Origin of the sequence: Micromonospora sp. DH13, assembly GCF_020873825.1 — a bacterium.
Lineage (GTDB): Bacteria > Actinomycetota > Actinomycetes > Mycobacteriales > Micromonosporaceae > Micromonospora > Micromonospora haikouensis.
This window is the reverse complement of the sequence record NZ_JAHWGR010000002.1, coordinates 338,547-352,611: the sequence shown is the minus strand read 5'-3', so window position 1 is coordinate 352,611 and position 14,065 is coordinate 338,547. Positions and strand designations below refer to the sequence as shown.

15 protein-coding genes are annotated in these 14,065 nt (G+C 70.7%); 10 read left to right on the top strand and 5 right to left on the bottom strand.

Translation table 11 applies throughout. From position 1 onward, the window contains the following. Position 1: 1 nt before the first annotated feature. Together LPA42_RS03470 and LPA42_RS03465 are read right to left on the bottom strand one after the other, a co-directional pair. On the bottom strand, positions 2–874 hold the full coding sequence (locus LPA42_RS03470) for an oxidoreductase (protein ID WP_077939334.1): 873 nt from the start codon (positions 872–874) through the stop codon (positions 2–4). Between the two features lie 65 nt (positions 875–939). Further along, the gene (locus LPA42_RS03465) at positions 940–2,484 is read right to left on the bottom strand and encodes an MDR family MFS transporter (RefSeq protein WP_144082742.1); all 1,545 of its coding nucleotides are present in this window, start codon (positions 2,482–2,484) and stop codon (positions 940–942) included. 176 nt (positions 2,485–2,660) lie between these two features. On the opposite strand from LPA42_RS03465, the gene LPA42_RS03460 reads away from it, so the two are divergent. The 5 genes from LPA42_RS03460 to LPA42_RS03440 all read left to right on the top strand — a co-directional run bounded on the left by LPA42_RS03460 (position 2,661) and on the right by LPA42_RS03440 (position 5,936). Continuing rightward, positions 2,661–3,488, top strand: coding sequence for a M23 family metallopeptidase (locus tag LPA42_RS03460; protein ID WP_077939332.1), 828 nt, complete (start codon positions 2,661–2,663; stop codon positions 3,486–3,488). Positions 3,489–3,596: 108 nt separating this feature from the next. Beyond that, a complete protein-coding gene (locus LPA42_RS03455; protein ID WP_077939331.1) occupies positions 3,597–4,265 on the top strand; it encodes a hypothetical protein in 669 nt (222 codons plus the stop codon). Between the two features lie 141 nt (positions 4,266–4,406). Beyond that, positions 4,407–4,805: a VOC family protein gene (locus tag LPA42_RS03450; protein ID WP_077939330.1), complete on the top strand. Its 399-nt coding sequence runs from the start codon at positions 4,407–4,409 to the stop codon at positions 4,803–4,805. Between the two features lie 70 nt (positions 4,806–4,875). After that, positions 4,876–5,205, top strand: coding sequence for a helix-turn-helix transcriptional regulator (locus LPA42_RS03445; RefSeq protein WP_077939329.1), 330 nt, complete (start codon positions 4,876–4,878; stop codon positions 5,203–5,205). Further along, positions 5,205–5,936: a cation transporter gene (locus LPA42_RS03440; protein WP_077939328.1), complete on the top strand. Its 732-nt coding sequence runs from the start codon at positions 5,205–5,207 to the stop codon at positions 5,934–5,936. The genes LPA42_RS03445 and LPA42_RS03440 overlap by 1 nt, the downstream gene beginning before the upstream one ends. A 62-nt stretch (positions 5,937–5,998) precedes the next feature. Here LPA42_RS03440 and LPA42_RS03435 read toward each other — a convergent pair whose 3' ends face one another. The 3 genes from LPA42_RS03435 to LPA42_RS03425 all read right to left on the bottom strand — a co-directional run bounded on the left by LPA42_RS03435 (position 5,999) and on the right by LPA42_RS03425 (position 8,240). Continuing rightward, entirely contained in the window at positions 5,999–6,820 is an 822-nt protein-coding gene (locus LPA42_RS03435) for an alpha/beta fold hydrolase (protein WP_077939327.1), read from the bottom strand. Positions 6,821–6,839: 19 nt separating this feature from the next. Then, positions 6,840–7,409 carry a DJ-1/PfpI family protein gene (locus LPA42_RS03430; protein ID WP_077939326.1) on the bottom strand — a complete coding sequence of 190 codons (570 nt, stop codon included), beginning with the start codon at positions 7,407–7,409 and terminating at the stop codon, positions 6,840–6,842. An 87-nt stretch (positions 7,410–7,496) separates the two neighbouring features. Next, complete coding sequence (locus tag LPA42_RS03425) at positions 7,497–8,240, bottom strand: GntR family transcriptional regulator (RefSeq protein WP_077939325.1); 744 nt, start codon at positions 8,238–8,240, stop codon at positions 7,497–7,499. 384 nt (positions 8,241–8,624) lie between these two features. On the opposite strand from LPA42_RS03425, the gene LPA42_RS03420 reads away from it, so the two are divergent. The 5 genes from LPA42_RS03420 to LPA42_RS03400 are packed head-to-tail and all read left to right on the top strand — an operon-like array spanning position 8,625 to position 14,062. Then, a complete protein-coding gene (locus tag LPA42_RS03420; RefSeq protein WP_077939324.1) occupies positions 8,625–10,061 on the top strand; it encodes an extracellular solute-binding protein in 1,437 nt (478 codons plus the stop codon). After that, entirely contained in the window at positions 10,058–11,008 is a 951-nt protein-coding gene (locus LPA42_RS03415; RefSeq protein WP_077939323.1) for a carbohydrate ABC transporter permease, read from the top strand. Before LPA42_RS03420 ends, LPA42_RS03415 begins: the two co-directional genes overlap by 4 nt. After that, positions 11,008–11,919, top strand: coding sequence for a carbohydrate ABC transporter permease (locus LPA42_RS03410; RefSeq protein ID WP_077939322.1), 912 nt, complete (start codon positions 11,008–11,010; stop codon positions 11,917–11,919). Before LPA42_RS03415 ends, LPA42_RS03410 begins: the two co-directional genes overlap by 1 nt. Continuing rightward, entirely contained in the window at positions 11,919–12,986 is a 1,068-nt protein-coding gene (locus LPA42_RS03405; protein ID WP_077939321.1) for an ABC transporter ATP-binding protein, read from the top strand. Before LPA42_RS03410 ends, LPA42_RS03405 begins: the two co-directional genes overlap by 1 nt. Next, positions 12,986–14,062, top strand: a complete 1,077-nt coding sequence (locus LPA42_RS03400; RefSeq protein ID WP_077939320.1) for an ABC transporter ATP-binding protein — start codon at positions 12,986–12,988, stop codon at positions 14,060–14,062. Before LPA42_RS03405 ends, LPA42_RS03400 begins: the two co-directional genes overlap by 1 nt. Positions 14,063–14,065 lie beyond the last annotated feature (3 nt).

Here is a 14,065-nt window from a genome sequence, read left to right as displayed (position 1 = left end):
GCTACTCGGACAGGGCGGCCATGTCCTCGTCGGTGAGGGCAAGGCCGGCCGCCGCGATGTTCTCGGTGAGGTGGTCCAGCACGCTGGTGCCGGGGATGGCCAGGATCGCCGGCGACACGGCGAGCAGCCACGCGAGCGCGACCTGCCGGGTCGTCGCTCCGTGGCGCTCCGCGACGGCCTTGAGCCGGTCGTGGTCGATGGGCGCGCCACCGCCGCCGACCGGGAAGAACGGCACGTACGCGATGCCGTCCTTCGCGCACTGGGCGACGAGCTCGGAGTCACCACGGAAGTGCACGTGGAACTGGTTCTGCACGGCCGCGACCGGGGCGATGGCCTGCGCCTCGGCAAGCTGCTCCGCGTCGACGTTGCTCACGCCGAGATGCCGGATGAGGCCCTCCTCGCGAAGCTGCGCGAGGGCCGCGAAACGGTCCCCGATCGACACGCCGCCCGGTGCCGCCGTCGCGCCGCCCACCCGCAGGTAGACCAGGTCGAGGCGGTCCACCCCGAGACGGCGCAGGTCCTCCTCGACGAGCTGGCGGAGCTGGTCGGGCTTGGCCTCCGCGGTCGGCACCACCCCGCCCTCGATCACCGGGCCCACCTTGGTGGCGATCACCAGATCGGCGGGGTACGGGGAGAGCGCCTGCCGGATGACCTCGTGCGAGTGGAGGTCACCGAACCCGTAGAAGCCGGCCGTGTCGATGTGGTTCACCCCGCTGTCGACCGCGCTGCGCAGCACCGTGGCGGCAGTCTCGGGATCGCGCACGGAGCCGCCGAACGCCAGCCGCATCGCGCCGAAGCCGAGCCGGCGCACGGGCAGGCCACCGCCGAGCGTCAGCGTCCCGGCGGCCTCGGCCGTGATGGAGTTCGCAGTCATGTTCCTGTTTTCCTTTCCAGATCAACGAGATGTCGAGAAGACCGGTGACGCCGTCCCGGTCCCGCTCACGCGGGTTGCGCCTGGGCAACCTTCTTGTCCTGGGCGCCGGGGGTCGCCGGGATCCGCCCGGGCAACAGCAGCGCCGGTACGATCGCGAGCGCGAGGAAGCCGGCACTCCACCAGAACGCGTGGTGGTAGGCGTTCGCGAGACTGTCCAGGTCGGACCCGGCGGTCTGCTTGGTCAGCTGGATCTGCAGCACCAGGCTGATCACCGCCGTGCCGGTCGAGAGGCCGAGCTGCTGGACGATCCGCGAGGCGCCGGTGGCGCGGGCGATCTGCTGCGGCGGCAGCCCGACGTAGAGGGCCGTCGACATGGTCAGGGTGACCATCGCGAGCCCCACCCCGGACAGGAGCATGGCGAGCACGATGAACACCCGCCCGGTGCTGGCGTAGAACTGCGTGAACGCGACCGTTCCGGTGAAGGTCAGGGCCAGGCCGACGGTCCCCACCAGCCTCGCGCCGAGCCGGTTGAACACGCGGCTGAGCACGACGGAGGTGAGCGCCGAGCCCACACCGAAACCGACCAGGAGAAGGCCGGCGCCCATCGGGCTCTCGCCGTGCACCTGCTGCAGGAACAGCGGCTGCACGATCCCGGCGCCCATCGTGAGCGCCGCCAGCAACGTCAACGCGCTGGCCGCCGCGAAGTTCCTGTACTTGAACAGCCGCATCGACACCAGGGCCTCGATGTTCGGCCGGGCGGCGTGCATGATGAACCCGGCGATCAGCACGACGCCCGTGACGAGCGGCGCGACGACCAGGGGGTCGCCGAGGCCGCCGGCGGCCGCCCGGGAGAGGCCGAAGACCACGGCCACCAGGCCGGGCACCAGCAGCACCACGCCGAGCACGTCCAGCGCGGCGCGGGCCTCCTCCTTGAAGTTGGGCAGGTTGCGGCCGGCCAGGAAGAAGGCGATCAGCCCGATCGGGATGTTGATGAGGAACATCCACCGCCAGCTGAAGTCGTCGACGATGACGCCGCCCACGACGGGGCCGAGCGTGGGGCCGATCACGCCCGGGATGGCCATCAGCCCCACCAGACGCGCGCGGTGCTCGGCGCCGGCGACCCGCATCAGCATCGCCTGCCCGACGGGGACCATCATGCCGCCGCCGAGGCCCTGCACCACCCGCGCGAAGATCAGCGTCTCGATGTTGACGGCGATGCCGCAGAGCACCGAGCCGACGAGGAAGACGACGAGCGAGACGGTCCACATTCTGCGGGTGCCGAACCGGTCGGCCGCCCAGCCGGCGATCGGCATGCCCACCATCAGCGCGAGCAGGTAGCCGGTCACGACCCACTGGAGGGTCGACACGGAGACGGAGAGCTCACCGGAGAGGGTGTTCAGCGCGATGCCCACCATGGTTCCATCGAGCTGCATCAGCAGAAGGCCGACCAGGACCACCACGGCGATCTTCTGCAGCTCCTTGGGCAGGGGCGCGTCCCCGCCTGCCGCACGAGGTTCAGTCGATCGTTTTCTCAGCATCACACGCCCCCGAACCAGCGCTTGCGTCTCGGCCTCAACACTGAGTGAGGCTTCCACAACGTTGCCGAGCACGCAACTATGTGCCGATTACGCACGTCGGGTTCGTGTCGGGCGTCGGGCGGGCCGCGCGGCGGCGACCACGACGTACGCTCCCGGACCTGCCCCGCGACGGCGCGGGCACACGCGACTTCCGGGCCGACCGGGGAGAAACCCTTGCCCCGCACCGGAAGTGGCCCTAGTTTGCATTGATGATCCTCAACGAGGAGCCTCACCCTGACCTACAGGATGTCAGCCACGGCGAGCTGCGGCCGGAGGATCTCGCCGGCGTCGCCTATCTGCGAGGACTCTCGAGGCGGGGGTTCATCACGGGCGCCGCGTTGGCGGCGTCCGGGGTGTCGGCCGCCTTTGCCCTGCTGCCCGACCCCGCCCGGGCTGCCGGCAGCTATCAGCGGCCGTGCGGGAACGTCCGCATCTCGAGCTCCTGGCAGGACCACCGGAACCGGACGCCCCCCTCGGGTGAGCCGGGCACCGACTACGCGGTCGGCACCGGCACGCCCGTCATGGCCGCGGCCAACGGCACGATCCGTTTCGTGAAGACCGACACCTCCACCGCGACCGGGCGTGTCGTGGGCATGGCCCACGACGACGGCAACTACACCCGGCACCTGCACCTCTCGTCGATCGCCGTCTCGACCGGTCAACGCGTGTCGCGCGGACAGACGATCGCATACTCCGGCGCCTCGGCGAACGGCAGTGACTACGGCGTCGGGCCGCATGTGCACACCAGCCTCTGGCTGAACACCGCAAGCCCGACGAACTTCGGCGCCACGGCGGACTTCGAGAACTACGCCGGGGACGCCGCCACCCCCGACCCCACCGACCAGGAGGTAGACGACGTGTTCATCGCGAACGTGAAGGGCAGCTGGTATCTGGTGGTCCCCCAGGGCACCGGCAAGCCGCGGGCAGTGGTCCTCGGCGGCGACAGCAACGCCGCCGCTTCCGGCATCCCCGTGCTGAACTTCAGCTGGGATCCGTCGATCAGTGCGCTCCGGGCCGCGGTCGACGGCATCGGTTGAGGTAGCTCGGCCGGCGCGGCGCCCGGGGCTGGCCCGCGCCGAACGCGATGAAGTCCGGCAGTGGCGGGGGCGCACTACGCTGCGGCCGACTTCATCGAAAGGAACAACATGCGCAGGACGCTGCTGCCGCTGGCCGCGCTCGCCCTGGTCCTCGTGGCGGGCGGTTGCACGATCGAGATCAACGACGGCGCCGCGCCGGGCCCCGGCGACACCACGACGCCGGCGGACTCGCCGGTGGCCGAAGAGCCGTTCGGCGACGGCAGCAGCGAGAACGACAATGTCTCGCCGACCGCCGCGCCGCCTGCGAAGGTTCCCGCGCTGACCTGCGACCAGGTGGCCGAGTCGGAGCTGGGCAGCACGAAGGTGCGATACAACGACTACCCCGACCCGATCCCGCTGACCGAGGGGCGCTGGGCCGGCGAGGACGGCGTGGTGGTCGCCCTGCAGCCGCCGTGCGCGATCGGCGACATGACCGGCGACGGCGCCGCCGACGCGGTGCGCGCGATCATGCTCGACGGCGGCGGGACGGGCAAGTTCTGGGGCATCGTGCTCTGGCGCAACGTCAAGGGCGCCCCGGCCTACGTCGGCACGGTCGACCTCGGCGACCGCACCCCGGTCGAGAAGGTCACCATCGGTGCCGGCCAGGCGCAGGTGGTCTACCTGACCCGGCCCGACGACGCCTCGATGGTCGAGCTGGTGATCGAGCGGACGGCCACCTACCGGCTCATCGACGGCAAGCTGGAGGAGATCGGGTACGTCGACAAGCCGCACTCCTAACCCGCGTCCACTCTGGGTCTGAGCGCCGGCATCCGTGCGGAACGCCGCCCCACCTCCACAGCCGTCGGCGGCTGCGGGGGTGGGGTTCGCGCGTTGCCTGGTTCACCCTGACCCCGGGGTCTGCGTGTGCGACAGTGGTCCATGCCGCTGAACACATATCACCTCAGAGCTTCGATCGCCGTGTCCGACATACAACGGGCGGTCGCGTTCTACGAAGGCCGACTGGGCCTACGGCCGCTGCGGTCGGGCCCCAGCGCCGACATCGCCGGCGGCAGCCGCGTCTATGGTTCCGGCGGCGTGGCGGCGCTGAACGTCTACCAGTCGGTCACCGCCGGGAAGAGCCCGGCGACGCTGGCGACATGGTATGTCGACGACATCGAGCGGATCGTCGACGAGCTCGCCTCGGCCGGCGTCGGGTTCATCCGGTACGACCAGCTCGACCACGACGCCAGAGGAATCACCGCCCGGGCCGGCGGTGGACGTATCGCCTGGTTCCAGGATCCGGACGGCAACACCTTCGCCGTCGAATCCGACGTCTGACGCCCCGAGCCAGGGCCCGGCTGCGTCGGACCGCCTTGCTTGATACAGCCACGGATGTACTATCCGGGATGTGGAGACGTTGACCCACGGGCAGGTGCTGGCCCGGTTCGGCCACGCCCTGTCCGACCCCACCCGGGCCCGCCTGCTGCTGGCGCTGCGCGACGGCCCCGGCTACCCGGCGCAGCTCGCCGACCTGCTCGGCACCACCCGGCAGAACCTGTCCAACCACCTGACCTGCCTGCGCGGCTGCGGCCTCGTCGTGGCCGCCCCCGAAGGCCGCCGCACCCGCTACGAGCTCGCCGACCCGCGCCTCGCCCACGCCCTCGGCGACCTGCTCGGCCTCGTGCTCGCCGTCGACCCCGCCGCCTGCCCCGACGCCGCCACGAAGGGCTGCTGCTGATGACCCTGCCCCTGGTCCAGGCCCCGGCCGGCCCGACGCCGGCCCGCCGGGCAGTCCTCGCCCGGCGGGTACGCCTGCTGGTCGCCGCCACCATCACCTACAACGTCGCCGAGGCGGTCGTGGCCATCAGCGCCGGCACCATCGCCTCGTCCACCGCGCTGATCGGCTTCGGCCTCGACTCCGTCATCGAGGTCTCCTCCGCCGCCGCCGTGGCCTGGCAGTTCGCCGGCCGCGACCCCGAGGCCCGGGAGAAGACCGCCCTGCGCGTCATCGCGGTCTCGTTCTTCGCCCTCGCCGGGTACGTCACCGTCGAATCCGTCCGCGCCCTGCTCGGCAGCGCCGACGCCGACCACTCCCCCGTCGGCCTCGTCCTCGCCGCGCTGTCCCTGGCCATCATGCCCGGACTGTCGTACGCCCAGCGCCGCGCCGGCCGCGAACTCGGCTCCCGCACCGCGGTGGCCGACTCCAGGCAGACCATGCTCTGCACCTACCTGTCGGCGGTCCTGCTCGTCGGCCTCGGCCTCAACGCCCTGTTCGGCTGGTCCTGGGCCGACCCGCTCGCCGCGCTCGTCATCGCCGCCGTCGCCGTCAAGGAAGGCCGCGCGGCCTGGCGCGGCGACGCCTGCTGCGCGGCCCCGGCGGCCGGTACGCCCACCGCCGCCGCCCCGGGCGGGGAGGACGACTGTGGATGCCAGTCGGGCTGCTCCTGCTGCTCCGGCGACGGCCGGTGAGCAGGCCCGGCCCTGCTTCCCGCTGAGCTGCCTGAGCGCGGGCCGCGGACCTGGCGCAGCAGTCAGGGGCGGCTGTCCCGGCGGAGGAAGCCCGACAGCAGTTGCCGGAACTCGTGCGGGTGCTCGATCGCCGGCACGTGCCCGCACCGGCCGAGCACGTGCAGCCGGACATCGGCCAGGTGTTCGAGCAGGGGCAGGGTCGACGTCGCGAGCGGAGTGACCCGGTCATCGGCGCCGTGCACGAGCAGCACGGGCGCGCGGATCGCGGCCAGCGTCTGCGTCGAGAGGGTGAGGTCGTCGGCCCAGCGCGCCCTGGGTGGCGGGAACAACGACGCGAACGCGGCCGCACCCGCCCGCATCGCGGCGGCGCGGGTCTCGACGGCCGCGTCGGTCACGAGCGCCTGGTCGAGGACGAGTCGACTCAGCATGTCCCGGGCCCCGGGCGGGCCGGCGGGGGCGGCCCAGATCGCGTCGAGGTCGGCCGACAGCGGCGCCCCGGGGGCGCCCATCGTCGAGACCGCCACGACACGGCTGACCTGCTCGGGGCGCGCGGCCGCCAACGCCAGCGCGACGGCGCCGCCCATGGAGTGACCCACGACCGCGTAGTGCTCGATACCGAGAGCGTCCATCAGGCCGGCGGCCTGCTCCGTCCACAGCCTGAGCCCGCCCCTGGAGCCCGCCGGGACGGGGGTGCGGCCGAATCCCGCCTGGTCAGGGGCCAGCACGCGCCAGGACGCGCCCAGCGCCTGCGCCGTCGCCGCCCAGGCTCCGGACCCGGTCGTGCCGGGTCCGGAGCCGTGCAGCATCAACACCGCGGGCCCGGCGCCGCTCTCGAAGACGTGGACGGGAGAGCCGTCGACGGTGACGGTCCGCAGTGCCGTCACCGGGGCAGGCCGGGTGTGCTCATGCCGACGCGGGGTCGACGGACTTCGAGAAGACCTCCATCATCGCCCTGCCGAACTGCGGCATGTCGGGCCAGCCCCGGCAGGAGACGAGGTTGCCGTCCACGACGTCGGGGGCGTCGATGACCGTCGCGCCCGCGTTCTCCATGTCCCCGGTGATCGGGGGGAAGCACGCCGTCTTCCGGCCCTTCAGCAGCCCGTACACCGCCGGGACCTGCGCGCCGTGGCACACCAGCGCGATGGGGAGGTTGCGGGCGAAGAAATGCTCGGTGATGCGCCTGACGTCGGCGTCGACCCGGATCCACTCGGGGGCACGCCCCCCGGGGATGATGAGGGCGTCGTAGCGCTCGACGTCGACCTCGGCCCAGGGCACGTCGACCGGCAGCTTCCGGCCGTTCTTCTCCACGTAGGCGTCGGAGTTGGGGTCGAACTCGTGGATGACCAGTTGCACGTCACGCAACGTCCGTGACGAGACGTCGACGTCCCAGCCGCCCTCCTGGACGCGGTAGTAGGGATACATGGTGTCGAGTTCCTCGGCGGCGTCGCCGGTCAGGAGCAGCGCTCTGGGCACCTGCTTCTCCTCGTGTCTGGTGGCGGTGAGGCGGACGCGATCCAATCCGATCCGATTGGGCTAGCATTCCCCTGCCCCGCCCGCCCGTCAAGCCTCAACCGCCATCGCGTCCGCACCCTCGACCTCGTCGAACAGTCGCCGGAAGCGCTCGCCGGACCGCAGGATGTGCCGCCGCATCGCGTAGGCGGCGGCGTCGGGGTCACGCGCGGCGATCGCGGCCACGACCTCCTCGTGCTCGGCCATGGCCAGGTGGGTGACCTGGGTGTCGTGGTGCAGCCGGAAGAGGTGCACGTGACTGTGCAGGCGGGCGAGCGCCTCGCGGATGACCTGGTTCCCCGCGCTCAGCGCGACGAGATCGTGGAAGGCGGCGTCGCGCAGCCCGAAGGCGCCGTAGGCCAGGGGCTCGCTGCCCCCCTCCAGCTCCGCCATCTCCTCCAGCATCCGGCGCAGCCCGGCCACCTGCGGCAAGGAGGCGCGTTCGGCGGACCTGCGCGCCGCCGCCGGCTCCAGGAGCAGGCGGACCTCGAGCATGTCTTCGAATCGGTTCCGGGTGATCTGGGGGGGAATGCGGTAGCCGGCATGGGGCACCCGCACGACCAGGCCCTCGGCCTCCATGCGGTTCAGAGCGTCGCGGATCGGCGTCTGCGAGACCCCCAGCTCCCGCGCCAGGACGTCGATCGTGACGCGGGAGCCAGGCTCGATCCGTAGCGACATCAGCTGTCCGAGCAGCGTGTCGTACACCTCGTCGGCGAGCCGACCGCCGGATCTGCCCGACGACGTCCCACCCGTCACGACCCTACGGCCCCGCGCGGTCATCGCTTCGTCGTCCATCGTGACGTGAGGTCCTTTCCTGCATCTTCGGGAACCTGTTGACACCAGTCACCACGCTGCGACATGCTGACGCCCCGCTCGATCGTATAGGAAATTCGACGGGCGCCCGTCATTCTGCACCGCCGGAACCACCTGCCACCGCTCCACTCGATCACCTGACGCTCCCACGAGCATGCTCGACACCCCTCCCCGGTCGTCACCGGCCCGGACGGGTCGAAGGGCCGCTCGACGGCGCGCGGACCCGGCGCGTCCCGGCGCGCTCGCGACGCCCGACCCCCGCGGGTCGGCCCCGCGACAGCCCGGCAACACGCCTGAACGACCCGGCACCTGCTCGGCGAAGCACCTAGCGAGGCTCCACACCCCCACCAGAAAGCAGGCCAGAAGATGCGGCATCCGAAGCTGACAGGACGATTGTCCGTTCCCGGGCGAAAGGCGCGGCTGGCGACGGCGGCCATGCTGCTGGTCGCCACGACCATGGCGGCCTGCGGCGACGGCCAGGACGACGGCGACGCGAAGGCGGGCGCCCCCAAGGCACCGGCGACCATCCCGGAGCTCACCAAGGACCCGCTGACCCTCAGCTTCATCTGGTTCGACTGGCCCCCCGCTCACGCCCTGGAAGACTTCGCGAACGCGGAGTACAAGAAGGAGCGGCCGAACGCGACCATCAAGGTCAACACCGTGCCGAACGCGAACTGGCACGACGCGATGTTCACCCAGTTCGCCGCGCACAAGACCGACTTCGACATCGCGATCCTGGACTCGCAACACATCGGCGAGGCCGTGACGAACGGCAACATCCTCGACCTCACCGACTTCGTCAAGAACAACATCGACGTCAAGGCCTACAACCCCTACCTCCTGGCGGCCTACGGCCAGTTCCCCCAGGCGGAGACCGGCAAGCGCGACGAGAACGCCAGCCTGTACGGGCTGCCGCTGCTCGGCGACACCTGGACGATGATCTACCGCAAGGACCTGATCGGCGACAAGCCGCCGCAGACCTGGGACGAGATGATCTCGGTCGCCGGTAAGTGCCAGGCGGACAACCCCGGCGTCAGCGGGCTGGCGTTCCACCAGGCCAACGGCTCCGACGCCGCGGCCGTCACCTACAACACGGTCAACGGCATCTACGGCGGCAACCTCTGGGACCCCAAGACGCGCAAGATCGACGGCGTCCTCAACGACGCCGCGGGCCAGGAGGCGATGGACGTCCTGGTCAACAAGATGAAGCCGCTGACCGCCAAGGGCTCCGGCAACTGGTTCATCGACGAGGTGAACGCGGCGGTCGCCCAGGGCAAGGCATGCATCGCGTTCAACTGGATCGCCGCGAGCGGCGGCCTGCTCGACCCGAAGCAGTCGACGCTCGGCACCACGCGGGAGCAGATCCTCGACAAGCTGGGCTTCGCCACCCTGCCGAGCCAGAAGACGAACCTCGTCCCCCTCGGCGGCATGGGGATGCACGTGTCGGCCTACTCCCCCGCGGCGAACCAGGCGGAGGCGCTGAACTTCATGAAGTGGTTCGAGCGGCCCGACATCCAGAAGAAGTGGGCCGCAGCCGGTGGCGTGCCGGCGCGTACGGACGCCCTGGAGTCGCCCGAGTTCCTCAACGCCGGGCCGTTCAACAAGGTGTACGCCGACTCGGTTCCCCGGATGCGGGACATGTGGAACGTGCCCGAGTACGCGCGCCTGGTCGACATCGAGAACACCAACGTGAACGCGGCCCTCAACGGCGCGAAGAAGCCGAAGGACGCGCTCGACGACATCGCCCGGGAGCAGCAGAGCGTGCTCGACTCGAGCGGTCGCAAGGGCGGCGGCGGACTGTGAGTGAGCCCGTCCCTCTGACGACCGACGGCCCCGGGCAGGTGGCGTCCGCGACACCGCCTGCCCGGGGCCGGTCCCCCCGGCTGGGCGACCGCGGGCTCGCCGTGGCCTTCATCTCCCCCGCGCTGCTGCTGTTGCTCGCGATGTCGGTGTTCCCGTTGCTGTGGGCGTTGTACCTGTCGTTCACCGACTACTCGGCCACCCGCGGCGGGCCCGCCAACTTCGTCGGGTTCGGCAACTACACCGCCATCCTGACGTCGGCGCAGGTCCACACGAGGGCCCTGACGACGTTGATCTACGTGGTCGGCGCGGTCTCCCTGCAGACCGTGCTCGGCTTCACCATCGCCTACCTGATCTCCCGGCGTACGCACGGGCGAGGACTGCTGACCACACTGTTCCTGGTCCCGATGATGCTGTCGCCGGTCGTGGTCGGGCTGTTCTGGCGATTCATGCTCGACGCGCAGTTCGGCGTGGTCAACAGCATGCTCGGCTCGATCGGCCTGGAGCAGGTGGAGTGGCTCACCCGGCAGCGGACGGCACTGGTCTCCCTGATCGTTGTCGACACCTGGCAGTGGACGCCCTTCATCATGCTCATCGCACTCGCGGGCCTCACCGCGGTGCCCAGGTACCTGTACGAGGCCGCCTCGATCGACCGGGCGTCCGAGTGGTTCCGGTTCCGCACCATCACCCTTCCGCTGGTGTGGCCGCTGCTCCTCATCGCCGTGTTGTTCCGGGCCATCGAGGCGTTCCGGCTGTTCGACCTCGTCTACATCCTCACCAACGGGGGCCCGGGGGTCTCCACCGAGACGTTGTCGTTCCACGTCTACAAGGTCGCGTTCCTGGGCTTCAACACCGGCACCGCCTCGGCGTACGGAATCCTCATGGTCCTCGTCGTCGTCGTCCTCACGCAGCTCTACCTGCGCTACCTGAACAAGCTCAAGGAGGGCTGATGGCCGTCTCCGTCGACGAGGCCGTGTCCGCAGCTCCTGCCCGGGATCGCACGCCCCCCGCGCGCCGCTTCGGCGGCCGGGGCCGCCCCGCGCTGGAGGTCGTGCTGCTGACCGTGCTGGCCGTCGTGATGCTCTTCCCGGTGCTGTGGATGATCGAGACGTCCATCAAGGACAACCGGGACGTCTACGCCATCCCGGCGAAGTTCTTCGACTTCAACGTCACCCTGGATCACTTCAAGGACGTGTTCGTCGCCCCCGACGGCGGTCGCTCGGCCCTGTCCGTCTCGTTCCTCAACTCCGTGGTGGTCGCCGGGGTCTCCACGGTGCTGGCCACCGTGCTGGGGGTCCCGGCGGCCTGGGCCTACTCACGGTTCACGCTGAAGGCCAAGAAGGACCAGTTGTTCTTCATCCTGTCCACCCGCTTCATGCCGCCCGTGGTGGTCGTGATCCCGATCTTCCTCATGTACCGCCAGGTCGGGCTCATCGACAGCAAGCTCGGCCTGATCCTCATCTACGCCGCGTTCAACGTCCCGTTCACGATCTGGATGATGAAGGGGTTCGTCGACGAGGTGCCCGCGGAGTACGAGGACGCCGCGATGCTCGACGGCTACACCCGTCTGCAGGCGTTCTGGAAGTTCACCCTCCCCCTGCTCGTGCCCGGCATCGCCGCGACGGCGGTCTTCGCCCTCATCTTCTCCTGGAACGAGTTCGTGTTCGCCATCTTCCTCACCTCCAGCGACGAGGTCCGCACGGCCCCACCCGCCATCGCCGGCCTCATCGGCGGCACCACCGTGGACTGGGGTCTGGTGGCCGCCGCCTCCGTCGTGTTCGCCCTGCCGGTGCTCGTCTTCGCCTACCTGGTGCGCAAGCACCTCGTCGCCGGCGTGACGCTCGGGGCGGTGCGACGCTGATGGCCGGCATCGAGGTGACCGCCCTGCACAAGCGCTACCCGGACGGAACGGTCGCGGTCGAACACGTGGACCTGTCCATCGGCGACGGCGAGCTGTTCGTGATGCTCGGCCCTTCGGGCTGCGGCAAGACGACCACGCTGCGGGCCATCGCCGGCCTGGAGCGGCAGACGACGGGCGACATCCGCATCGGCGACACGCTGGTCAACGATCTGCCGCCCGCCGAGCGCGACATCGCCATGGTGTTCCAGTTCTACGCGCTCTACCCGCACCTGAAGACCCGCGACAACCTGGCGTTCCCCCTGCGTGCCGAGGGGCTGCCCAAGCCGGAGGTGCAGGCGCGGGTCGCCGAGGCCGCCCGGCTGATGCGGCTCGGTCCGCTGCTGGACCGGCGACCGCGCCAGCTGTCCGGCGGGGAGCAGCAGCGCGTCGCGCTGGCCCGCGCCCTGGTGCGACGACCACGCGCCTTCCTCATGGACGAACCTCTCACCAACCTGGACGCGGAGCTGAGGGCGGACATGCGTACGGAGATCAAGCACCTGCAGGGGGAACTGGGGGCGACCATGGTCTACGTCACCCACGACCAGGTCGAGGCGATGTCGCTCGGTCATCGGATCGCCATCCTCAACAAGGGCCGCGTCGAGCAGGTCGGCACGCCGCTGGAGGTCTACGACCGTCCGGCGAGCCTCTTCTGCGCCGCGTTCATCGGCTCCCCGCCGATCAACCTGATCGAGGTGGAGGTGGCCGACGGGAGCCTGCGCGGTCAGGGCGGCCTGGCCCTCACGCCACCGTCGGGCCTGCCGCGCGACCGTCGCCTGGTCGCCGGCGTCCGGCCGGAGGCGCTGGAGGTCACCGCGCCCGGGGCGGAACGTTCGATCCCGGCCCGCGTGGTCTCGGCCGAGTGGCTGGGCGACGAGATCATCTACGTGGTCGACCACGGCGGCCAGCGCGACGTGCGGGTTCGGATGCCACCGACCGTCCGGTTCGCCGCTGACGCACCGGTCGGGCTGCGGCACACCGGCGGAACCCCGGCGGTCTACGACGTGCGCACGGAAGAGCTGGTGGCCTGATGGGTACCGTGGCAGTGCACGGGCTGCGCAAGTCCTTCGGCAAGGTCCAGGCCCTCGACGGGGTGACGCTGGACGTGCCGGACGGTTCGTTCTTCGTCGTGCTCGGGCCCTCCGGGGCTGGCAAGACGACGACCCTGCGGGCGATCGCCGGCCTCGACAGGCTCGACGCAGGGTCGGTGCACCTGGACGGCAGGGACGCGACCGGTGACGCCCCGGCCGCACGCGACCTGGCCATGGTCTTCCAGAACTACGCCCTCTACCCGCGACGCACGGCGTACGAGAACATCGCCTCGCCGCTGCGGGCACGCCGCTGTTCTGCGAGCGAGATCGCCGCTGCTGTCGAGCGGATGTCGAGCCTGCTGCACATCGAACGTCTGCTGCAGCGTCGTCCCGCGCAGTTGTCGGGCGGTGAGATGCAGCGGGTCGCCCTGGCCCGGGCGCTGGTGCGTAGCCCGCGCGCGTTCCTCATGGACGAGCCGCTGACGAACCTCGACCTCAAGCTCCGCGTCGAGATGCGCACCGAGCTCACCCGCATCCACCGCAGCCTCGGAGCGACCTTCGTCTACGTGACCAACGACCAGGTCGAGGCCCTGTCCATGGCCGACCAGGTCGCGGTCCTCAAGGAGGGGAAGGTGCAACAGGTCGGCACGCCGACCGAGGTGTACGAGCGGCCGGCCAACCAGTGGGTCGCCGGTTTCGTCGGGAGCCCGCCGATCAGCCTGCTCGCCTGCCGGGCGGAGGGAGATCGGCTGATCGGTGCGGGAGGCTGGACGCTGCCCCGGCCCCGCTGGACCACGGCGCAGGACGGTCGTGCGCTGCTGCTGGGCCTGCGCGCGGAGGACCTGTCCATCGAACAGCGCGGGGACGCGTCGTTGTCGGGGGAACTCTACGGACTTGAGCCGCTCGGTGACCGGACGGTGGTCGACGTCCTCGTGGGGACGGAGGTCCTCAAGGTCAAGGCACGACCCACCGTCACCGGCACGCCGGGCGAGCGGCTGCAGGTCACGGTCGACCTGGACCGTGCGCACCTGTTCGACGCGGAGACCGGGCTGTCGCTGTCCGCGGCCGGACGGTAGCCG

Bases quoted from the DNA above. Each gene is read 5' to 3' on its own strand.
- LPA42_RS03420 (WP_077939324.1), top strand. From the start codon at position 8,625: ATGCGGCATCCGAAGCTGACAGGACGATTGTCCGTTCCCGGGCGAAAG.
- LPA42_RS03440 (WP_077939328.1), top strand. From the start codon at position 5,205: ATGACCCTGCCCCTGGTCCAGGCCCCGGCCGGCCCGACGCCGGCCCGC.
- LPA42_RS03410 (WP_077939322.1), top strand. From the start codon at position 11,008: ATGGCCGTCTCCGTCGACGAGGCCGTGTCCGCAGCTCCTGCCCGGGAT.
- LPA42_RS03455 (WP_077939331.1), top strand. From the start codon at position 3,597: ATGCGCAGGACGCTGCTGCCGCTGGCCGCGCTCGCCCTGGTCCTCGTG.
- LPA42_RS03450 (WP_077939330.1), top strand. From the start codon at position 4,407: ATGCCGCTGAACACATATCACCTCAGAGCTTCGATCGCCGTGTCCGAC.
- LPA42_RS03400 (WP_077939320.1), top strand. From the start codon at position 12,986: ATGGGTACCGTGGCAGTGCACGGGCTGCGCAAGTCCTTCGGCAAGGTC.
- LPA42_RS03425 (WP_077939325.1), bottom strand. From the start codon at position 8,240: ATGGACGACGAAGCGATGACCGCGCGGGGCCGTAGGGTCGTGACGGGT.
- LPA42_RS03405 (WP_077939321.1), top strand. From the start codon at position 11,919: ATGGCCGGCATCGAGGTGACCGCCCTGCACAAGCGCTACCCGGACGGA.
- LPA42_RS03460 (WP_077939332.1), top strand. From the start codon at position 2,661: ATGATCCTCAACGAGGAGCCTCACCCTGACCTACAGGATGTCAGCCAC.
- LPA42_RS03470 (WP_077939334.1), bottom strand. From the start codon at position 874: ATGACTGCGAACTCCATCACGGCCGAGGCCGCCGGGACGCTGACGCTC.